Origin of the sequence: Nocardia sp. NPDC051981, assembly GCF_040680715.1 — a bacterium.
GTDB lineage: Bacteria > Actinomycetota > Actinomycetes > Mycobacteriales > Mycobacteriaceae > Nocardia.
In genome coordinates, this window is the sequence record NZ_JBFAXK010000004.1 from 221,127 (window position 1) to 241,071 (window position 19,945).

Consider the following 19,945-nt stretch of genomic DNA (forward strand, 5'->3'; position numbering starts at 1 on the left):
CGATGCCGGCCGTTCCCGTGGCCGCGCCGGTGGTATCCGGTGAGTGGGACAAGCGTTTTCGGTCGGCGCGACGGGCTGGGACCGTTCGCGGTGGACGAGATGGAAGGACGGTGCGGTCGTGGCCGACTCGGGTGTGGCGTGGGATGTCGAGGCCGATGTGGTGGTCGTGGGATTCGGCGGGGCGGGCTGCGCGGCCGCCGTCGCGGCCCATGATGCCGGGGCGCGAGTGCTGGTGCTGGACAAGGAATCCGGTGGCCGGGCCGGTGGCAGCACCCGGGTGTCGGGCGCGGTGTGGTTCGACAACCGTGATCCCGAGCGGGCCGCGGTCTACCTGCGCAGCCTCAGCGCCGGACGGCCGATCCCGGAGTCGGTGGTGCGGGTGTGGGCGCAGGAGACCGCCCGCAACAGCGAGTGGATGGAAAGCCTCGGCATCACGGTCGGTCCGGCGGTGCCCGCGCCGCCGGAATTCCCCGACCTCGATGGCAGCGATGTCATGTGCGGCTGGATCGGCGTCGAGGGCCGCATGGGTGACGGACTGCTGTGGGCGGCCCTGTCGGAGGCGGTCCGCGACCGCGGCATCGAGGTCCGATTGCAGACGCCCGCACGCGAATTGATCACCGGCGACGGCATGGTGCTCGGCGTCCTGGCCACCGCACCGGACGGGAGCGCCCTGCGGATCCGCGCCGACCGCGGAGTCGTGCTGGCCACCGGCGGATTCGAGGCGAACCCGGAGATGGTGCGCGATCACCTGCGCCTGACCGATCCGGTGGTCTGGGGTACGCCCGCCGCCACCGGTGACGGCCTGCGCATGGCGGTCAAGGCCGGAGCCGACCTGTGGCACATGTCCAACATGATGACCCTGCCCGGATTGCGTGCTCCCGGTTACGAAGCCGGGTTCTACACCGCGTTCCCCAACACCAACAGCTTCGTCTACCTCGGCCTCGACGGTCGCCGCTACTGCAACGAACGGGTGGCCCTGGGCCACGGCCATGCCCGCATCAACGGCAGCTACCAGCTGTTCCCCACCACCCCGATGCACATCGTCTTCGACGAATCCGCCCGCCGCGCAGGCCCGATCGTGCCCGGACGTGAGCGCCTCGCCGTCGGCTGGGCCAGTCTGATCGAAGGCTACGACTGGAGCGCCGACAACAGCGCCGAGATCGGCAAGGGCTGGATCCACCGCGCCGACACCCTCACCGAACTCGCCGCCATCCTGCGCGTGGACGCCGACGTCCTGCAGCAGACCGTCGACCGCTACAACGCCGCCTGCGCCGCCGGGAAGGACGACCAGTTCGGCCGCCCCGCAAAGACTCTCGCACCCCTGTCCGAGCCGCCCTACTACGCCTTCACCGCCGCCCCCATCCTGGCCTGGAGCAACGGCGGCCCCCGCCGCAACGAGAACGCCGAAGTCCTCGATCCCTTCGGCGCGATCATCCCCGGCCTCTACGCGGCGGGCAACGTCAGCTCCACCTACTCCTGGTGCAAGGACGGCGGTTTCCACATCGCCGACGCCCTCGCCTTCGGCCGCGTCGCCGGGCGGCACGCAGCCCAGCGAGGCGGGAGCGCGTAGCGCAGCACCGCGACACCACGCTGCTCGTCAAACGGAGCATCGGGCGGCATCGGCGCCGCCGCGGTCCAGTTCGCGGTCGCCCGCGGTGCGCGCGGTGATCGGCACCGCCAGTCTTGCCAGCCACGACTACCTGAGTGCGCTCGGCGCCGAGCCGATCGCCTCCGGCGAGGTGGCGGAGGCACACCGCCTCGGCGAGAACGGGCACTCGCGCGGAAAACTCGTGCTGGTGGCCGACTGTCCTGGAGACAAACCTTTTCGTAAGTAGCTGAGCTATTTGTGCGTACTTGTGGGACGACTCCGTAACCGGCAGTCTCGAATTCAGCGCGCGCCGGAACCACTCGCCAACGAGCGACAAGGAGTTGTCCTGTAATGACGAACATCCAGCACAGCCCGGTGACCGTACTCGGTCTCGGTGCGATGGGGCGGGCGCTGGCGGCCGCGTTCCTGAAGGCCGGCGTGGCGACCACGGTGTGGAATCGGACGCCCGGGAAGGATGCCGAACTGGTTGCCGCGGGCGCGGTTTCCGCTCGGACGGCCGGGCAGGCGGTGGGCGGCGGTGCGCTGGTCGTCACGGTGCTGCTCGATCACGCGTCCGTGCACGAGATCCTCGATCCGATCGCGGCCGAGCTTCGCGGCACGCAGTGGCTCAATCTGACCAGCACCTCACCGGAACAGTCGCGGGAACTGGCGGCCTGGGCGGCCGGGCACGGCATCGATTTCCTCGACGGCGGGATCATGGCGGTCCCCGACATGATCGGGGCGGAGGGCTCGAGCATTCTCTACAGCGGGTCGCAGACGATCTTCGACGCCCACCGCCCCACCCTCGAATTACTGGGTTCGGCGGAATATTTCGGCACCGACGCGGGCCTGGCCGCGCTGTGGGATTTCGCGCTGCTGTCGACCATGTACGCCATGTTCGGCGGATTCTTCCAGGGCGCGGCCCTGGTCGGCTCGGCCGGAGTTGCGGCCTCGGAGTTCGCGACTCGCGCGGCGGCATGGGTGACGGCCATGTCCCAGACGCTGCCCGCGTACGGCCGCATCATCGACACCGGCGACTACACCAGCGACGTCTTCCAGGACCTGGTCTTCACCAAAACCGCCCTGGACACGTTGCGTCGAGCCGCATTCGATGCCGGAATCACCGCCGAACCGCTCGACGGGATCGCCTCGCTGGTGGACCGTCAGGTCACCGATGGACATGGTGCGGCCGCGTTCGAACGCAGTATCGTGGCTCTGCGCGGACAGTGACGGACCGCGCGCCCGGGCCGTGACCGCGCCATCGGTGAGTATCGAAAGCCGCTGCGGCCCAAGCGACGAATGTCGCGGGCCGCAGCGTCGGCGACCTTATTGCGTGAGCTGCAAGGTTGCGATCAGTGTCGTCAACTGCTCGCCCAGGCCGAGATCGGCGATGCGCTGCTCGATCTCGTTGCGCTCCAAGGCCGGCAGCGGCGACCACAGTTCCCCGATCCGCGACTGCGCATCCGGCTCGGCGGTGGCGAGGACCTTCAGCAGCGGCGGCCACAGGTGCGCGGTCGCCGCCAGCCCCGGGAGCCCGGTCAGCGTCGCGGTGTCGAAATGCGAGATGGCCCCGCCGATCCGGCGCGCGATGCCGGGCTCGGTGCGCTCGGCCAGCTCCAGCAGACCCCGCCAGACCGCGGCCTCGCTGCTGCCGTCGGCCGCACCCGCGACGGCGTCGATGGACTCCGGTTCGGCCAGAATCGGATTGGCCGCGAGCAGGTCCAGCGCCGCGGGGCTCAGCTGGCCGGCGAAGCGCAGCGTCTCCGGGACCGCCCCGGCGGACATGAAGGTCTCGATCAGATCGGCGATCTCGTCGGCGGACCCCACATCGAAGAGGATGTCGCCGATCGCCACGATCACATCGGTGTCGCAGCGCGCGAACACCGACAGCGCCGCCAGCCGCAATTCCTTGGCGCCCTGCAGGATGGTGCGGGCCAGCTTCGGCACCCGCTGCCCCTCGCCGGTCAGCAGGTGCCGGATGATCACGCTGATGTTCTCGCCGGAGAACGAGTACGACGCCGACCGGATCAGGCCCTCGTCGTCGTGCACGTCGCGCTCGACCGCGTGCACCAGATCCGGTGTCGCATAGGCCAGGAACGGTCCCGCCGTGATGTAGTCCCCGCGGCGCAGCAGCTCGTTGATGATCCGCATGACCGGCCCGGCGGGCGCGATATCGGCCAGCTGCCCGACGCTGTGCGGATCCATGTAGGGCGCGGCCTCGGCCGCATAGCCCGGATCGAGCATGCCGACCGCCTCCGCGGCCTTCCTGGGGTGATCCACCCCGATCGCACCCGCGGCGCGACCGGCCATCACCGGCGGCACCAGCTTCTGCACCAGCGGCAGCGAAATGCTCAGCGGGATGATCGGCACCAGCAGCGACAACCGCGAGAAGATCGCATTGTGCTCGGCGAACATCACCTGCGCCATGCGTTCCTGCAGTTCGTGCAGGTTGGCGGCGCCGAGCTTCTCGAGATGGGCGAGCTTGTCCTCGGGGACGTGCAGCGTCCGCGACAGCAGGGTGATCTGGGCGCGGGTGACCAGGTCGCTCATCGCCCCTACCCGAGCTTGTTGCCGAACATGATCTTCTTGGCGGCCGTGCGCAACGGCCACGGTAGCGCGCCGACGGTCTTGTCGACGGCCTCGACCATGGCGATGTTCTCGGTGCGCTGCGCCTGCCGGAAGATCGCCAGCAGTTCGGCGGTCTCGGCCTCGGTCAGCAGATCCAGCGCGGCCAGCGACCCACCCAGTTCCCGTTCCAGTTCGGCTCTGGCACCCATTGATTCGTCCCCATCCTCCGGAATGATCCGGATCACCCCTTTAGTGCTTACACCAATCTCTACCAAGATCACGGGTGGTGCGCCAGAGGGGTGACGGGGCGAATCCGGTCAATTGAGGTCGGCCGCAATCAGATCGGCGGCGCGGAGCGCGAAGGCCATGATGGTGACCTGCGGATTGACCCCCAGTGACGTCGGGACGACCGAACCGTCGGCGACATACAGACCATTCGTGCCGAATACCCGATGGCCGAAATCCACCACCGCTGCCCGGGCATCGGGGCCCATCCGGGCGGTGCCCAGCGGGTGCGGCCCCATCATGCGGAATTGCCGCGGACTCAACCGGATCCCGGCGACCGTGCGGGCCTGATCGAGGGTGCGGATCGGCGGGGTCCCCGCGATCGGCAACGCCACCGCCTCCGCCCCGCCGCGCAGAAACAGTTCAGCCAGGCTCGCGCAGGCGTGCTGCAACGCGGCCTGGACGCGCGGGGTGAGGTGATAGCGGATCAGGGTCCGCCCGCCCGGACCGTGATGCACGCTGCCGGTGCCGATGTCACGCGCCATCGCGCCGAACTGCTCGGTGTGGGACCAGCGGTTCATCCATTCGGTGAGCCGCGCACCGTGGAACGGCAGCGTGCCGGCCGCGAACTGCGGTGGGATGGACACGCCTTCGAAGGTGACCAGCGGGTCGCCCAGTCCTTCCACCTGGTAGCCCTGCGGGATCCCCGACCACGGCGTTCCGGGCGTCGGCATCATGGCCACCGCGCCCAGGGACGGATGCACTGACAGGTGGTGTCCGAGCGCGGGCAGGGTCAGGCCGTTGCGGCGCAGCAGCAGCGGCGTCATGAGGGTGCCGGCCGCGACCACCACCGCGCGGGCGCGGACCTCCACCGTCCGCGGCGCGCCGTGCGCGTCCTGGCCTTCGGCCAGCACGCCGGTGGCGCGGCTGCCCGACAACAGGATTCGGGTGACGGTCAGATTCGTGAACAGCTGCGCACCGCCCTTCAACGCCCGCGGCACCCAGCTGACATTGCTCGAGCGTTTGGCCTCGGTCGGGCAGCCGTGCACGCACTGGCCCTGCCCGTCGCAGCCCACCGCATTGCGCGGCAGCGGACCGTGCGCCGCGCCCAGGGCGTCCGCGCCCGCGCCGATGATCTCCGCGACCCGGCCCAGATAGCGGGGATCGGCGGGGCCGATACCCAGTTCGGCGGCGACCTCGTCGAGGTAGGGCGCGAACGCCTCGGGGGTGAAGTCGCGGGGGAAGCCCAGGTCCAGCCATTCCCGTAGCACCGCGTCCGGAGTGCGGAAGGCGGTGCCGGAATTGATGGCGGTCGTCCCGCCCACCAGCCGGCCCGTGCTGACGCCGAGCACCGTATTGCCGAGTGCCAGGTTGTATCCGCCATCGCGCCAATACTTCTGGGTGCGCTCCCCCAGATCCCCGCGAAACTGTGCGCGGCCGGCGTAGTCTCCCTCCTCGATCATCACCACGCCGAGGCCGTGCTCGGTGAGCCGGGCGGCCGCGGCCGCACCGCCCGCACCGGTGCCGATCACCACGACATCGCAGTCGATCGTCTCCCGCCGCGACAGCTCGGTCGGGGTGGTGACATTGGCCATCCAGCCCGGCCGCTGCTCGAGCACGGGCTCGCCGTAACGTGGCGCGCCGATCGCATCCAGATAGCGGCGGTCACCGAAATGCGCGATCCGCAAGGGAGTCTCGACGGCATCGACCGCGTGGCGTAGGGCGCCGGCTCGCCGGGCCTCCTCCACCAGGGCGCGGCGTTGCGGAACCGTCAGCGCCGCAGCGCGTTTGCCGTGTCTGGCGCGCGCCGCCGCATCGAGGCCGCGCAGTGCCGCCCGCAGCCCGGATTGCATGAGCGGGGTCATATTGCCGATATAGGTGTCGACCCGGTCGATGGTGCCGGTGCCGACGGGCGGCACCGACCCGCCCGGCTCGATCAGCACCTCGGCCAGCGCCGCGAGGGTCTCGCGATGTCCCGGGCCGAGTATCCCCTCCGGATGGCGGCCCTCGGGCAGGTCGGCGCGCAGCGACACCCAGGGTTGGAACGAGCGCAGAAAACTCGGATAGTCGTTGGCGAAGAACTGCATTCGCCCCTGCGCGACCTGCTCGCCCTCACACGACAGGGTGGTGGCGAGGTTGGTCAAGCTGGCGTGCGCGCCGCGCAGCCAGCGCACATCCTTGCGACCGCTCAGCTGCCAGGCGTGACCGTCGTCGTCGCGGAACTCGAGTTCGTAGCTCATCAGCCGCTTGGTCACCGGTAGCGCGATCAGGGTGCCGAGCACCGCCGCGCCGTCGGCCCACGGCAAGGCCCGGATGGTGCCGGTGATGCGGGCGCGCCCATTGGTGACGAATCCGCGCGCGTGCCCGGATTCGCAGCGCAGATCCATGGCCACGTGATGAGCCAGCCCGTCGGCGTCATAGAGCTCGCCGCGCATGGTCTCGAAGAAGGTCAAAGGCATAGCGGGCTCTCTCAGACGATCGGGGACACCGACGCAACCGGGTGCGGGACAAGGAATTCCAGTGCGCCGCCGTGCGGACTGCGCAACTCGAAGGCATTGCCGTTGATCGGGGCGACGTGCACGGAGACGGCGGCGGTCTTGGAATTGAGGCAGTAGCTGGTGTCGCGCGCCGGGTTCCGGTAGGCCAGGCAGACCATCTGCTCGGGCTCGGCGTGCATGCGCAGGTCCGCGGTGCCGTGGCGCCCGCGCATGCGCAGGGTCCAGGTGGGGAAGTCGAGCCGGGGGCGTTGCCGCCACAGGTCGACGATCCGGTCGAACCGGAATTCCTCGTCGCCGCGGCGGATGACCAGCATGGACAGCAGCGGCGAGGTGCGGCCCGCGATGCGGGTTCGGCCTGAGGCAGCCTCCATCACGGCGAAGGGTTCGCTGCCCCGAACATCGGTGAAAACGCACTGGCCCCAGGCGTATCCGGGGCTGTGTTCGCGGCCCCAGTTGTGGCCCTGCATCCCGTACCAGTCGCTCAGGTCCCAGCGCTCGCCCTGCCACTCCAGCCGGCCCGTGCAGGTCAGCACCGGAAACGGGGTCACCAGTTTGTTGTTCGGCACCGGAGTATCGAGCAACCGGTCGCTGGGCAGCAGCGATATCGGCTCACCCAGGCCCGCCACCTTGGTGAAGCTCAGATCCCAGGCGACGGTCTGCGCGGCATCGGACAATGTGCCACCGGTCGTACCGCCGTTCCCGGTCAACGACAGGGACAACGGACCGACGGTGACGTCCTGCCCGATCGCATGCGCCTCGAATCGCGCCGCCACCAAGGGAATATCGAGACACCACGCGTGCGTGCGCTGCCCGTCGAAGACGCTGCACCACGCCTGCGCCAGCGCGGTCCCGTCGCGCGCGGTGAGCACGGTCGCCTTGATCCACACCGCGCGCGGCGAGTGCGGGTCATTGGCACGCACGAACCACGATTCGACGTGATCGGCCCCCGCTCGCAGCCGCGGAGCGTTCTGGGCGATGGCGGTCATGACTTGGTTGTTCACCGATTCCCGTCCTTCAGAGTTTCGGCTGCCGGCTGAGCATGCCCAGCAGCACGTGACCGGCCCGCCCGTATCCTCGCAGCCGAGCCGCCGCCCGCGGTGTGACCGCGCCGGAGGCCAGCGCCCGCATGGCGTCCTCGAGTTCGGGCCCGTAGGGATACCACCAGGGCCGCTTCGGCCCGAACGCCGGGCCGCGCGGCAGGTCCACCACCTGCACCCAGCTCGCATCCAGCAGCGCGTCGACCCCGTGCGAGCGGCCGAAGCCCGACCGGCCGACCCCGCCCCACGGCAGCTCCGGTGTCGAATACATCGTCGCCGCAACATCATTGATCGACACCGCGCCCACCCGCAGCCGCTGCGCCAGCGCGCGGGCGCGTCCGACATCGGCGGAGAACACGCTGGCGGTGAGCCCGTACTCGGTCGCATTGTGCAGCGCCACGGCCTCGTCATCGGACCCGAACCGGGCGATCGCCGCCACCGGCCCGAACGTCTCCTCCCGCCACACCTCGGCCGCCGTGACACCCGCACCGCTCACCAGCGCGGGCGAGATATGGCGATCCCGCAACGGTTCTCCGCCCCGCACCTGCACGCCGCCCTGCCGCGCCGCCGCGAGATGGCGCTCCCACATCCGCTGCTGGCGCTCATCGATGGCCGGCGCCAGATCCCGCCCGGTGTCGATGCGCCGCACCTTGTCCTCGAGCCGGACCAGGAACGCGTCGTGCAGCGAGTCGTGCACCAGCACCCGCTCGATCGAGCAGCAGGCCTGTCCCCCATTGAAATTCGCGCCCCAGGCCACCGCCGAGGTGGTGAACTCCAGGTCGGCATCGTCGAGCACGATCGCGGCGTCGATCCCGCCCAGCTCCAGTCCGACCGGTATCGGGAAGCGCGCGGCCGCCGCCATCACCGTGCGCCCGGTGGCCACCGACCCGGTGAACAGCACCTTGTCCGGTCGTCCGGCGATCAACTCGGCGCCGACCGCCCCGTCCCCGACCGCCAGTTGCAGGACCCCGGCGGGCAAACCGCAGTCGGAGATCAGCTCGACCAGCGCCTCGGCCACCCGCGGTGTGAGCTCGGAAGGCTTGAGCACCACCACATTTCCCGCGATCACTGCGGGCAGCACCTGACTGAACGGAATCAGGAACGGCAAGTTCCAGGGCGCGATGGCGACCACGACCCCGTAGGGCCGATGGGTGCGCAGCGCCTTGCGGTGCGGCACGGTCGCCGAGCAGATCCGGGTCGCGCCCAGGGTGGCGACGGCACTGTCGAGGTGATGGCGAGCCAGGGCGATCGCCGGGACGACCTCGTGCGCCAGCGCCTCGGCGAGTGGCTTGCCGTTCTCGGCGACGATCCCCTCCGCGATCCGGTCCATCCGGTCGAACAGCAGCTGCGGAAGCGACCCCAGCACCTGGACCCGTTCGGCGACGGTCAGCGCAGCCCACCCCGGCTGCGCCTCCCGCGCCCGCTCGAGCAGCACGGCCGGGGAAACCGCGTCCGGCCGCTCGGCGCGAGCCTCGCGCTGCGAGTGCAGAGGAGGCGTCATATGCATACCGCCTTGTCCAGACAGATGATCTTGGCCTGGTGGCCAAGTGGTCAGACCAATATATCGATCCAGTGTCGAAATACAAGACCGTCGTCCGGATCGGTCAGCTGTGCCCAGCGATCGCCGGGGCAGGTCTCGGTACGAGCGGCGGTCTACACGCCGGAACCGGGCCGGTACGGGCGGGCGTCCGAGCCTGCGAGGGATAGCCGTGCGAGAAGTAGCCCTTAGCGATCCGGAGCGGTCTGGTTGTTCTGACGGTGGCTGGGTGAAATCGGCAACGGTATTGGGCTGCTACTGGTTTCATGTCCGGCTGTGCGTGATGAGGGCGTGGCGGTGTATCGCCGCTTCGGGGTGTTGTCGTGGGTGGAGTTGGAACGGTATGTCCATCTCGGTGAACACACCTGCGCACCGGCGTTCGGGCACGTGGGCGCCGCTACCGATTGCGGTGGCGCAACGCCGCTGATGACATCCACCCGATCCACCTGCACCGCAACACCTTCGAGATCACTCACATCGCCCGGACCCCGACTACAGAGTTGCGCAAGGATGTGGTGATGCTCGGCGGCTACCAGGAAAAGGCCATCGATCTCGTCGCCGACCGGACCGGCGCATCGCTGCTGCACGCCATCAGCAGCTGCACATGGACTACGGGTTCATGGCGTTGCTGCGTGTGAGCTCAGCACGGCGTGCGAGCACCGCGTCCAATGACCAGCGGCCAGGGCCGGCCCACAGCAGGAAGATCAAGCCGAGCAGCATCGCGAAATCGGTGCGGGCGTCGTGGACCATGCCCCAGAAGCCCTGTATGCCACCGAATCCGCCGGGGCGCAGCTCGCGCAGCTTGGTCAGCACGATCGCCAGACTGATGTCGATCAGCAGCGGCACGGCAGCCAGCCGGGTCAGCAGGCCGATGACGATCATGGTGCCGCAGACGATTTCGACGACACCATCGAGGTTGGCGAAGAACGTCGCCGCCGGTATCCCGATCTTGTCGAAGCGGCCCGGACCCAGCGTGTGTGGGGAGAGGAACTTCTGGATCCCTTCGCTGAGGAACACCAGCCCCACCGCAATCCGGATGCAGATCACCGCCGCCGGGCCGTCCGCGCCGCCCAAGGTACGTGGCCACGACCACGGTTGCGTTCGCGTCAACGGTCCTCGCCTCCCGATATACGTCGGATCGAGCGTACTCATCCGGTTGGTCGCAGGCCGACTACCACCGGTGTTATGTGGTCGCGCCGGCGTCGCAGTAGTGCGGTACCGGTAGAGGGCGTTTGAGCAGCAGGGCGACCAGCGCCCAGACGCTGCACAGGAATCCGGCAGCGAAGCACATGCCCCGCACGTAGACACCCCACATGGTGAAGGTGTCGAACGCGTGCCGCAACGCTGCGGTGTCGGTGTCGGCGACCGAGCCCACATGCTGCATCGTCGGGGCGGCGATCGCGGTTGAGACGATCGCCCCGAGCACCGCCGCAACTGCCAGGTACAGCGGCACCCGGACCGCGCGCGATACCGACCGATCCCGCCGGCAGGCGATCACGGCCGCGAAAACCAGGCCCCACCAGAGGATCCCGCCGACCGGGTACACCACCTCACCTGGCCCCAGATCCGCATGCCGACTGTAATCGGCCCACGCCACCACCCCCAGGTCCCGCCACGCGACAGTGGCGACCACGGCACGGTCCAGCAGCGATCCGAACAGCCCGCCGACCACGACGGTCGCGACGACCAGGGCCTCGGCGACCGTCAGGCGGCGAACCGCCTGCTCGGTCACGGCCGCGCTCCCCGGGCCGGTGTGACGGCGCACCGAACGTCGCCGCCGGTATTCCGATCTTGCCGAAGCGGCCAGGACCCCGCGTGTGCGGGCAGAGCAACGTCTGGATCCCCTCGCTGAGGAACACCAGCCCCACCGCCACCGGGATGCAGATCACCGCCGCCGGGCCGTCGGGGCCGAGTATCCACTACCACCGTTGCGTTCCTGCCATCAGCACTCGCTCCCGATATCGGTACCCGATACAGCACCCGACCCTACCCGCGAGTGCGACGAACCGCGTGGTCCCCACGCCGGATCGATACCCAGGTGGCGTGTGGGTGAAATCCTTCCCGCCGATCGGTATCGGTTTCCGATATCGGCTATCGTGGCCGCTGTCTCGTCCCCGCCAGACAGGAGCGCTGCCTCATGTCATCCTCCAGCCATCCCGATACCCAGTTGCAGCGCCGGCTCGGCATCGGCGACGCGGTGGTGATAGGGCTGGGCTCGATGATCGGCGCGGGGATCTTCGCCGCGCTCGCCCCCGCCGCGGCGGTGGCAGGGTCCGGGCTGCTGATCGGGCTGGCGGTCGCGGCGGTGGTCGCCTACTGCAACGCCACCTCCTCCGCCCGCTTGGCCGCACGCTATCCCGCCTCGGGTGGTACCTACGTCTACGGGCGTGAACGCCTGGGCGAGTTCTGGGGGTACCTGGCGGGATGGGGGTTCGTGGTCGGCAAGACCGCCTCGTGTGCGGCCATGGCCTTGACCGTCGGCACCTATGTCTGGCCCGCACAGGCACACGCGGTCGCGGTCGCCGCAGTGGTGGCGCTGACCGCGGTCAACTATCGCGGCGTGCAGAAATCGGCGCAGGCGACCCGGATCATCGTCGCGGTCGTGCTCGCGGTGCTGGCCGCTGTCGTGGTCACCGCGTTCACCTCCTCGGCCGCCGATGCCGGGCAGCTGGCGATCGGGTCCGATGCCTCGGCGCGCGGCGTGCTGCAGTCAGCCGGACTGCTGTTCTTCGCCTTCGCCGGATACGCACGCATCGCCACCCTCGGCGAGGAAGTGCGTGATCCCGCCCGCACGATCCCCCGTGCGATCCCGATCGCCCTGGGCATCACGCTGGTCGTCTACGCCACCGTCGCCGTCGCGGCCCTGGCGGTGCTCGGCCCGCACGGATTGGGTTCTGCCACAGCACCATTGGCCGACACCGTGCGCGCGGCCGGGGCACCGGCCCTGGTGCCGGTGGTGCGGGCCGGTGCGGCGGTCGCGGCCCTGGGATCACTACTGGCGCTGGTCCTGGGCGTCTCACGCACCACCTTGGCCATGGCCCGCGACCGGCACCTGCCCCACCAGCTGGCGGCGGTGCATCCGCGCTTCGAGGTACCCCACCGCGCCGAACTGGCCGTCGGCGCGGTCGTCGCGGTGCTCGCCGCCGTCGTCGACGTGCGTGGCGCGATCGGGTTCTCCTCCTTCGGTGTGCTGGCCTACTACGCCGTCGCCAACGCCTCGGCCTGGACCCTCGCCCCCGACCAAGGCCGCCCGCCCCGCGTGATTCCCGTTCTCGGCCTGGCCGGATGCGTGATCCTGGCCTTCGCCCTGCCCCTGAACTCGGTCCTGTCCGGCGCCGCGGTCCTCGCCGCCGGCGCGCTGGTCTACCTCCTGCACCGCCGGCTCGCCCCGGTCTCGCGGTGAGCGCGGCGTGCGCCGCGCCCTGCCGGTAGTGGCTCAGGCGGTGTGCTCGCCGAGTACCTCACGTGCCAACTCCGCTAACGCCTTCCGGTCCGCGGCCAAGGCCGAAAGCCCGTCCGGGGTCGCTCGATACACCCGCCGCACCCGACCATCGACCACCTGTTGCTCCGAGGTCAGCAGCCCATCGGCCTCGAGCCGATGCAACGTCGGATACAAGGTGCCCGGGCTGATGTCGTAGCCGTGCCGCGCCAGCTCAGTGGTCAGCCACGCACCGTGCACACCCTCTTCGGCCGCGTGATGCAGGATGTGCAACCGCACCGCACCCCGCTGGAACTCCCGCACCCCGCACCACCCTCGCATCTATGACGAAACCGATATCGGCAACCGATTCTACCCGCGCAGAGCACGTTTCCACCTGAACATCATCCGCCCCGCCGCCGGCCGCGCTGCCAAACCAATCGCCCACAACGCCAGCACGATCGACGCGGCATCGGTGAGTCGATGTGGTTGCGGGGCAAGGGGTTTGGTGCGTCCCGCACGGTGAGCGAGGGTCATGTCACATAGGCTGGCCCATCATCGGGCAACCGCCCATCAGGCTGCACATCCATTGACACAACATCTGCATGGGGGAGTTCATCTCGCCGAGTCCTTCGTCATCTAGTGTGATCCAGCCGCGGACGCCGGTCCGCAAGCTCGAGTTCATGCGGTGTGGTCGATGCTGTCACCCCGATATCTCACCGGGTAGAGACCTTGGGCGGCCGTGTAGAGGTCCTTCGTCGCCGCGCTGCACGACCACGTTTTCCCGTCGCGCATAACGCTTATCAGCCCGCGCGTGATTTCGGCCCCGACTCGGACGTGGGCCTGCTGGAGGCCGAGCGGGTCGGGGGCTGGTTCATCGCACGGATATCTCTCGGCCCCCGTCCTATGCGCCGGGTCGAGCCTGCCGCAGAAATGCGTCGAACGACTCCGCGGCGATCGCCAGCAGGGCATCCGCCGCCGCCCGCGCCTCCTGGGCGTCGCCCGCGATGACCGCCTCGGCCAGCCCGCGGTAGCGATCGATGCTGCCCACCTCACCGGCCATCACCCCCGCCAGCGCCCCGACCGCGGGTTCGTACACCGTGCGCAGATCGTTGTAGAGCAGCCGGTACACGATCGAATCCGCTCCATCGACCAGGTGATCCCAGAAGGTGACCGCCGACATCTGCTGTGTCACCGGATCGTGTTCCGCCGCAAGCGCTTCCACCGCCGCGTGCAGCGCCTCGGCCAGTCCGGCCCCGGCGCGCTCGGCGGCGAGCCCCGCAACCTCCCGCCCGAGCACTCGCCGCGTCTCCAGGATCGACCGCACCACCGCGTGGTCCAGCTCCCCCTGCCGGATCAGCAACCGTGGCAACATCTCCAGCCCCGCGTGCCGCCGGAAGTCCTGCACCGTCGTCGACCCGCCCTGCCGGACCTCGACCAGCCCGGTGTGTGCCAACCGCTGCAGCGCCTCCCGCACCGTCGGCCGCGACACCCCCAGCGTCTCCGCCAGGGCCCGTTCCGCCGGCAGGGCCGCCCCCGGCGCCAACTCTCCATCCAGCACCTCACCCACGAGCTGCTCGAATACAGTGTCCGGCACCGTCCGCCGATCGATCCGCTTGAACGCCATCCCCGAACGCTAAATCCGCCCACCCAACAGGTCAAGCGGCCAGACCAGTTGCTGCCACTACCCATACCCGGGCCGCCCGCAGCAGCGGCGCGAGGTTGCCAGACAATGGGATCAAGGCGCACCAGATCGACGGTGCCGATGGCCCCGGATTGCCTTGCGGGATAGGTCAAGACGGTGAACGGTAGCGCCGTTGCCGCCACCGCCGAGGCGATCGCGCCGCTACCAAGATCAGCGAACCCTTCTCCCTGTCACGATTAGCACGTGGTTACGGCGTCGCGCACCCGTGCAGTACGGCGTCGGCGGCTCGCCGCGAACGGGCCGCCCAGCGAAGCGGTCGTCGAGCGGCAGTGCCGCGCACCGGGCCCGGTCGACCGAGCGCATGGGTGTGCGGAGTGGTGGGAGATTTGCCCGGAATTGCGCGCTGCGGGCTCCCCGATCTTGGTGGTGTGGGTGGTGCGGGGTTCGGGGTATGAGGTTCGGGTGGGCGGGTGCGGGGTGTCGACTACGCCGGGTTCGCTGGGTCTTTCGCGGGTGTTCATGTGGTGTTGGCGCCGGGGGTGCCGACGGTAACCCGTTGCCCTGCACGATCGGCCTCGTGCGCATCGTTCAGCTGGCGAACTTCTATGGTCCGCGGTCGGGTGGGTTGCGCACCGCGTTGCATCACCTGGGTGAGGGATATGCGGCCGCCGGGCACGAGGTGGTGCTGGTCGTGCCGGGGCCGAAGCGGGCGGAGGAGGTGCTGCCGACCGGGGTACTGCGGATCACGGTGCCCGCACCGCAGATTCCGTGGACCGGTGGCTATCGGGCAGCGGACCCGCGCCGGGTCGCCGACACCCTGGCCGGGCTGCGGCCCGATGTGCTGGAGGTGTCGGACCGGTTGACACTGCGTGGCTTCGGCAGGTGGGCTCGCCGCCGCGACATCGCGGGCGTGATGATCTCCCACGAGCGCCTCGACCGGTTGCTGGGCCAGATTTTGCCCGGTCCGATCGCCCGCCGCGCCGCCGACGCCGCCAACCGCCGTACCGCCGAGGACTACGACGTCGTCGTCTGCACCACCCAGTTCGCGCGCGAGGAGTTCCACCGCATCGACGTCGAGAACGTCGAACTCGTCCCGCTCGGCGTCGATCTGGACATGTTCCGGCCGGACCGCCACGACCACCGCCTGCGCACCGATCTCGGCGCCGACGACTACCCGTTGCTGGTGCATTGCGGCCGTCTCTCGGTCGAGAAGCGGGTCGACCGCAGCATCGCCGCGGTGAGTGCACTGCGCCGCCGCGGCCTCGACGCCCGTCTGGTCGTCGCGGGCGACGGCCCCCGTCGCGACGCCCTCGAACGCCGCGCCCGCACCATCCCACCGCTCCCGGACGGCCGCCCCACCGTCCACTTCGCCGGATTCATCGACGACAGAACCGCTTTGGCCACCCTGTTGGCCACCGCCGACGTCTCCCTGGCCCCCGGCCCGCACGAGACCTTCGGCCTGGCCGCACTCGAAGCCCTCGCCGCCGGCACCCCGGTCGTGGTCAGCCGCTCCTCCGCCCTGGCCGATATCATCACCGCCGAAGCCGGCGCGGTGGCCGCCGACCATCCGCGTGCTTTCGCCGAAGCCGTCACCGACGTGCTGTCCCGCCCGGCCGCCGAACGCCGCCGCGCCGCCCGCAGCCGGGCCGAGGAATTCACCTGGCCTGCAGCCGTTTCCGGCATGCTCGGACTGCTCGGTCAGGGCTGACCGCTCGCTTCGGGAGCGTCAGATCAGCATGCCGGGTGAGCAGTGCGCAAGGCGCTCGCACCGCTCACCCGGGCTACCGGGCACGACCCTCGTACAGCAAACCTGACCTTCAGGGCTGACTTTGGCTGGAGCCGGTCAGTCGCGCGACGGGTCGGGCCGCCAGGGCACGTAGGGCCGTCCCGACGCCTCCGCCGCGTTTTTGGAGGAGTTCAGCTGGTACGGCGTGATCCCGCCGGGCTGCCACGGTCCGGCCGAGCCCGCCGCGAGCGCCGACCCGGCCTTGGGGACCAGGCCGATCTCATTGCGCACCACCGTGATCGGGCGGTCGGCCAGTGAGAACCAGTCCAGGTCGAGGAAGTCGTGGCTGCCCTGGGTGAGCGCGCCGCGCCGCATGGCATCGCCGAGCCGTTCGGCCATGCCGTGCGTGCTGAGGTGGCCTTCGTCGGCCTCGAACAGGCCCGCCCCCGCACGCAGGTACCCGGTCTCGAACAGCGAGATCACCATGGCCAGCAGGCTGAACGCGCGCGGGTCGTCGTTGGCGCGGGCCATGAAGGCGAAGACCTCGATCTCGTTCTCGAGGGTGGTCCCGTATCCGGCGAGCACGTGCACCCAGTCGTGCTGGGCCAGCAGCGGCGGGGCGGAACCGGGCAGACCGGGCGTGACGAAGCCCCGGTCACGGTAGAAGTCGGCGACACCGCGTCCCAGCGTGCCGACGGGCAGGTCCCACAGTTCGGCCCAGCGCCCGGCCAGCACCGGATCGTCGGTGACCGCGCTCCACGAGCTGTCCAGGCCCTCGGTGTGCAGCGCGTCCAGCCGCAGCGTATTCGTATTGCCCAGATAGCCGTTGCGGGTGAAGTCGACCGCGGCCAGATCCACCGCGCCCTCGGCGTAGCGCTGCGCGACGGCGATCATGTCGTCGTCGACGCCGAGCGCATCGGCGAACTCCCGCAGCCGGTTTCCCGCTTCCGCGGGCAGCGGCCGCACCACCAGCGCCACGAGCAGCATGGTCTGCACGATCCGTTCCCGGAACACCCGATTGCGCCGCGCCATGCCGTCCGCGAATTCCGCCGCCCCGATCGGGCGGACCTCGGCCAGTTCCACCGGATGCCCGGTCATCGACAGGAACAAGGCCGGAACCAGCAACTCCTGCAGCGGCGTCAACCCCGCCTCCCCCGCCGCCGCACTGACCACACCCCGCGCCAGGAACCGTACCTCGGCGGCATCCGGCGGCGTGAGCAGCACCTCGTCCATCAACACCCTCCCGAACCTCGGGGCCCCAGCGGCCCGCCTTATTCTCACCGCGAAATACCGCCGCTGCGCCTCATTTCACTGACGGCGTAGTCCGCCGGCCTCGGCCCCCGCGCGCGCTCATGCCCGGCTGCTGCCAGGGCATGTGAGAGGCCGGACAACGCCGGGCGACCGTCCCGGGGCTATTCGATTGACTTTCCAGCGAACACCGGCGTGTAGCCATTCTGCGCCGCGCGTCGCCGATCTGGATCGGGTCCGCGCCCATTTGCGGGCGGGCGGCTGGCCGATCGACGACGGCTGGCCGGAGCCGTTGCAGTAGCGCCGCAAACGCCGAAGATGCTTCGGTGTGACCCAGCTCGCACTCGTGGATTTCGAGCATCCGGATAGTCAAGTGCGAATTCGAAGAATCTTATTCACGCCTCTAGTGCTGATATCGCACAATATTCATAATGACTCTCTGGCGGCGATCCCGCCTCAACCCCAGTCGAGAGAGTTAGGAGTGCGGATGAAGATCGGAATTCCCCGCGAGGTCAAGAACCACGAGTACCGGGTGGCCTGCACGCCCGCCGGCGTGCACGAGCTGGTGGCCCGCGGCCACGAGGTGGTCGTCGAGGCCGGCGCGGGTGCCGGCTCGACGTTCGAGGACGACGCCTACCGCTTCGCCGGTGCGCAGGTGCTCGACACCGCCGACGAGGTCTGGGGCGTCGCCGATCTGGTGCTCAAGGTGAAAGAGCCCGTCGCCGAAGAATATTCGCGCTTGCGTGCGGACCAGGTGCTGTTCACCTACCTGCACCTGGCCGCCTCCCGCGAGTGCACCGACGCCCTGTTGTCCTCGGGCATCACCTCCCTCGCCTACGAAACCGTCACCGCCCCCGACGGTTCCCTGCCTTTGCTGGCCCCGATGAGCGAGGTCGCGGGCCGGTTGGCGCCGCAGGCGGGCGCGTATCACCTGATGCGCAGCGGCGGCGGCCGCGGCGTGCTCATGGGCGGTGTGCCGGGTGTGCGCCCGGCCCGCGTGGTGGTGATCGGTGCGGGCGTGTCCGGGCGCAATGCCATCGCCGTCGCGCACGGCATGCACGCCGAGGTCACGGTGCTCGACTTGAACATTCAGCGCCTGCGCGAGATCGACGACCTGTACCACGGCCGGGTACGCACCGTCATGTCCAACCGGCTCGAGGTCGAGAATCTGGTGCGCGAGTCCGACCTGGTCATCGGCGCGGTGCTGGTGCCCGGCGCGAAGGCTCCGACCCTGGTCTCCAATGACCTTGTCGCCCAGATGAAGCCGGGTTCGGTGCTGGTCGACATCGCCATCGACCAGGGTGGCTGCTTCGCCGATTCCCGCCCCACCACACATGCCGAGCCCACTTACCGGGTGCACGACTCGATCTTCTACTGCGTGGCCAATATGCCCGGCGCGGTGCCGCACACCTCGACGGTGGCCCTCACCAACGCGACCCTTCCCTATGTGGTTGCTCTGGCCGACAAGGGCTGGCGCGACGCCGTCGCCGCCGACCCGGGCCTGGCCTCGGGCCTGAGCACGCACAAGGGCGAACTGCTCTCGGAATCGGTTGCGGCAGCCCACGGGTACGCCGCACACTCCCTGGCCGCCTGAGCCTCATCCGGAAAGGGTCGACACGGTAATGCCCGGGGATGGCGATCGGCCATGACCATCGAAGGATGGTTCCCGCCCAAAGGTGATGTCCACGTGCGAATCTGGCTGGCCGACGTGGTCTTCGACTACACGGTCACTGCGGCGGCGGTACGCAACCTGATCCACGATTGGAGGCAAAGGCATTGGTTCACAATCGAATTCATACGTGACTCCTTCGATGACTGCCGGCTGCTGCCGCGCCTGCCGTGCGAACGACTGTTCGTCGGACCGTGAGGGTTCCGCTTACTGCAACCTTTCCGCGCATGGCACCAGCCCCCCCGCGCCGCCGATCAGGTGGCGGGGCGATGCCCCGGGCGCACGTGCTCGAAGATGAGGATCGTCTCCGTGGACGCGACGGCGGGATGCGCGCTCAGATGCTCCAGCACGAAGGCGCGCAGCTCGCCGGAGTCGGCGGTGGCGACATGGATCAGGTAATCGTCGGCCCCGGCAATGAAATACACGTTCTCGACCTCCGGCAGTGCGGCCATCTGCTCGCCGAATTCGGCCAGTTGGCCGCGCGCCGCCGCACTCACCCGCACCGCGATCATGGCCTGCAGATCGCGACCCAGCGCGGCCGGGTCGATATCGGCGTGGAACCCGCGGATCACCCCGTGCTCCACCAGCGCCCGCACCCGGCCCAGGCAGGTCGAGGGCGCGATCCCCGCCGCCGCGGCCAGCGCGTTGTTGGTCATACGCCCGTCGCGGGCCAGCTCATCGAGCAGCAGCCGGTCGATGGCATCCAGCGGAACCGCCCCGCCCGGCACATTCGATCCTGAAGAAACCTTCTTCATGGCGGAACTGTATCGAACTTCCTTCGTGCGG

17 protein-coding genes and 4 pseudogenes are annotated in these 19,945 nt (G+C 69.5%); 8 read left to right on the forward strand and 13 right to left on the reverse strand.

The features are described 5' to 3' along the window. Window positions 1–118: 118 nt before the first annotated feature. The 3 genes and pseudogenes from AB0L60_RS10360 to AB0L60_RS10370 all read left to right on the forward strand — a co-directional run bounded on the left by AB0L60_RS10360 (window position 119) and on the right by AB0L60_RS10370 (window position 2,818). A complete protein-coding gene (locus tag AB0L60_RS10360; protein ID WP_364610369.1) occupies window positions 119–1,570 on the forward strand; it encodes an FAD-dependent oxidoreductase in 1,452 nt (483 codons plus the stop codon). A gap of 30 nt (window positions 1,571–1,600) precedes the next feature. After that, window positions 1,601–1,739 (forward strand): annotated as a pseudogene (locus tag AB0L60_RS10365) (NADP-dependent oxidoreductase); the annotation flags it as partial. A gap of 200 nt (window positions 1,740–1,939) precedes the next feature. Beyond that, window positions 1,940–2,818, forward strand: coding sequence for an NAD(P)-binding domain-containing protein (locus AB0L60_RS10370; RefSeq protein ID WP_364610372.1), 879 nt, complete (start codon window positions 1,940–1,942; stop codon window positions 2,816–2,818). Window positions 2,819–2,914: 96 nt separating this feature from the next. Here the strand turns inward: AB0L60_RS10370 and AB0L60_RS10375 are convergent, their stop codons facing one another. The 5 genes from AB0L60_RS10375 to AB0L60_RS10395 all read right to left on the reverse strand — a co-directional run bounded on the left by AB0L60_RS10375 (window position 2,915) and on the right by AB0L60_RS10395 (window position 9,417). Beyond that, window positions 2,915–4,138 carry a hypothetical protein gene (locus AB0L60_RS10375; protein WP_364610375.1) on the reverse strand — a complete coding sequence of 408 codons (1,224 nt, stop codon included), beginning with the start codon at window positions 4,136–4,138 and terminating at the stop codon, window positions 2,915–2,917. Between the two features lie 5 nt (window positions 4,139–4,143). Continuing rightward, the gene (locus AB0L60_RS10380) at window positions 4,144–4,365 is read right to left on the reverse strand and encodes a hypothetical protein (RefSeq protein ID WP_364610378.1); all 222 of its coding nucleotides are present in this window, start codon (window positions 4,363–4,365) and stop codon (window positions 4,144–4,146) included. A gap of 108 nt (window positions 4,366–4,473) precedes the next feature. Next, window positions 4,474–6,840 (reverse strand): GMC family oxidoreductase N-terminal domain-containing protein, encoded by a 2,367-nt coding sequence (locus AB0L60_RS10385; RefSeq protein WP_364610381.1) that lies wholly within the window; start codon window positions 6,838–6,840, stop codon window positions 4,474–4,476. An 11-nt stretch (window positions 6,841–6,851) separates the two neighbouring features. Further along, window positions 6,852–7,880, reverse strand: coding sequence for a hypothetical protein (locus AB0L60_RS10390; protein WP_364610384.1), 1,029 nt, complete (start codon window positions 7,878–7,880; stop codon window positions 6,852–6,854). Window positions 7,881–7,893: 13 nt separating this feature from the next. Then, on the reverse strand, window positions 7,894–9,417 hold the full coding sequence (locus AB0L60_RS10395; RefSeq protein ID WP_364610387.1) for an aldehyde dehydrogenase family protein: 1,524 nt from the start codon (window positions 9,415–9,417) through the stop codon (window positions 7,894–7,896). Window positions 9,418–9,839: 422 nt separating this feature from the next. On the opposite strand from AB0L60_RS10395, the pseudogene AB0L60_RS10400 reads away from it, so the two are divergent. Further along, window positions 9,840–10,084 (forward strand): annotated as a pseudogene (locus AB0L60_RS10400) (multicopper oxidase domain-containing protein); the annotation flags it as partial. On the opposite strand, the gene AB0L60_RS10405 reads toward AB0L60_RS10400, so the two are convergent. From AB0L60_RS10405 to AB0L60_RS10415, 3 genes and pseudogenes are all read right to left on the reverse strand, one after another. Further along, a complete protein-coding gene (locus AB0L60_RS10405; protein ID WP_364610390.1) occupies window positions 10,063–10,527 on the reverse strand; it encodes a DoxX family protein in 465 nt (154 codons plus the stop codon). The pseudogene AB0L60_RS10400 and the gene AB0L60_RS10405 sit on opposite strands and share 22 nt — an antisense overlap. 109 nt (window positions 10,528–10,636) lie before the next feature. Further along, window positions 10,637–11,185 carry a hypothetical protein gene (locus tag AB0L60_RS10410; protein ID WP_364610393.1) on the reverse strand — a complete coding sequence of 183 codons (549 nt, stop codon included), beginning with the start codon at window positions 11,183–11,185 and terminating at the stop codon, window positions 10,637–10,639. A 28-nt stretch (window positions 11,186–11,213) separates the two neighbouring features. Then, window positions 11,214–11,369, reverse strand: a pseudogene (locus AB0L60_RS10415) (DoxX family protein); the annotation flags it as partial. 221 nt (window positions 11,370–11,590) lie between these two features. Between AB0L60_RS10415 and AB0L60_RS10420 the strand changes: the two are divergent. Next, a complete protein-coding gene (locus AB0L60_RS10420) occupies window positions 11,591–12,856 on the forward strand; it encodes an APC family permease (RefSeq protein WP_364610396.1) in 1,266 nt (421 codons plus the stop codon). Between the two features lie 33 nt (window positions 12,857–12,889). Here AB0L60_RS10420 and AB0L60_RS10425 read toward each other — a convergent pair whose 3' ends face one another. The 3 genes and pseudogenes from AB0L60_RS10425 to AB0L60_RS10435 form a co-directional block, all read right to left on the reverse strand. Beyond that, on the reverse strand, window positions 12,890–13,195 hold the full coding sequence (locus AB0L60_RS10425) for a PadR family transcriptional regulator (RefSeq protein WP_364610399.1): 306 nt from the start codon (window positions 13,193–13,195) through the stop codon (window positions 12,890–12,892). A 60-nt stretch (window positions 13,196–13,255) separates the two neighbouring features. Next, window positions 13,256–13,357: pseudogene (locus AB0L60_RS10430) on the reverse strand (cation transporter); the annotation flags it as partial. 418 nt (window positions 13,358–13,775) lie between these two features. Continuing rightward, complete coding sequence (locus AB0L60_RS10435) at window positions 13,776–14,498, reverse strand: GntR family transcriptional regulator (RefSeq protein WP_364610402.1); 723 nt, start codon at window positions 14,496–14,498, stop codon at window positions 13,776–13,778. A gap of 595 nt (window positions 14,499–15,093) precedes the next feature. Between AB0L60_RS10435 and AB0L60_RS10440 the strand changes: the two genes are divergently transcribed. Next, window positions 15,094–16,224, forward strand: coding sequence for a glycosyltransferase (locus AB0L60_RS10440; RefSeq protein ID WP_364610405.1), 1,131 nt, complete (start codon window positions 15,094–15,096; stop codon window positions 16,222–16,224). Window positions 16,225–16,359: 135 nt separating this feature from the next. On the opposite strand, the gene AB0L60_RS10445 is transcribed toward AB0L60_RS10440, so the two are convergent. Then, window positions 16,360–17,481, reverse strand: coding sequence for a hypothetical protein (locus AB0L60_RS10445; protein WP_364610408.1), 1,122 nt, complete (start codon window positions 17,479–17,481; stop codon window positions 16,360–16,362). Window positions 17,482–17,977: 496 nt separating this feature from the next. On the opposite strand from AB0L60_RS10445, the gene ald reads away from it, so the two are divergent. Continuing rightward, a complete protein-coding gene (gene ald, locus AB0L60_RS10450) occupies window positions 17,978–19,084 on the forward strand; it encodes an alanine dehydrogenase (RefSeq protein WP_364610411.1) in 1,107 nt (368 codons plus the stop codon). Between the two features lie 51 nt (window positions 19,085–19,135). Continuing rightward, window positions 19,136–19,357 (forward strand): hypothetical protein, encoded by a 222-nt coding sequence (locus tag AB0L60_RS10455; protein WP_364610414.1) that lies wholly within the window; start codon window positions 19,136–19,138, stop codon window positions 19,355–19,357. Between the two features lie 56 nt (window positions 19,358–19,413). Here the strand turns inward: AB0L60_RS10455 and AB0L60_RS10460 are convergent, their stop codons facing one another. Next, the gene (locus tag AB0L60_RS10460; RefSeq protein WP_364610417.1) at window positions 19,414–19,914 is read right to left on the reverse strand and encodes an Lrp/AsnC family transcriptional regulator; all 501 of its coding nucleotides are present in this window, start codon (window positions 19,912–19,914) and stop codon (window positions 19,414–19,416) included. Window positions 19,915–19,945 lie beyond the last annotated feature (31 nt).

What these genes read in the sequence shown, in the direction of transcription:
- AB0L60_RS10370 (WP_364610372.1), top strand. Translation starts at nt 1,940, where the DNA reads ATGACGAACATCCAGCACAGCCCGGTGACCGTACTCGGTCTCGGTGCG.
- AB0L60_RS10375 (WP_364610375.1), bottom strand. Translation starts at nt 4,138, where the DNA reads ATGAGCGACCTGGTCACCCGCGCCCAGATCACCCTGCTGTCGCGGACG.
- AB0L60_RS10380 (WP_364610378.1), bottom strand. Translation starts at nt 4,365, where the DNA reads ATGGGTGCCAGAGCCGAACTGGAACGGGAACTGGGTGGGTCGCTGGCC.
- AB0L60_RS10385 (WP_364610381.1), bottom strand. Translation starts at nt 6,840, where the DNA reads ATGCCTTTGACCTTCTTCGAGACCATGCGCGGCGAGCTCTATGACGCC.
- AB0L60_RS10395 (WP_364610387.1), bottom strand. Translation starts at nt 9,417, where the DNA reads ATGACGCCTCCTCTGCACTCGCAGCGCGAGGCTCGCGCCGAGCGGCCG.
- AB0L60_RS10420 (WP_364610396.1), top strand. Translation starts at nt 11,591, where the DNA reads ATGTCATCCTCCAGCCATCCCGATACCCAGTTGCAGCGCCGGCTCGGC.
- AB0L60_RS10435 (WP_364610402.1), bottom strand. Translation starts at nt 14,498, where the DNA reads ATGGCGTTCAAGCGGATCGATCGGCGGACGGTGCCGGACACTGTATTC.
- ald (WP_364610411.1), top strand. Translation starts at nt 17,978, where the DNA reads ATGAAGATCGGAATTCCCCGCGAGGTCAAGAACCACGAGTACCGGGTG.
- AB0L60_RS10455 (WP_364610414.1), top strand. Translation starts at nt 19,136, where the DNA reads ATGACCATCGAAGGATGGTTCCCGCCCAAAGGTGATGTCCACGTGCGA.
- AB0L60_RS10460 (WP_364610417.1), bottom strand. Translation starts at nt 19,914, where the DNA reads ATGAAGAAGGTTTCTTCAGGATCGAATGTGCCGGGCGGGGCGGTTCCG.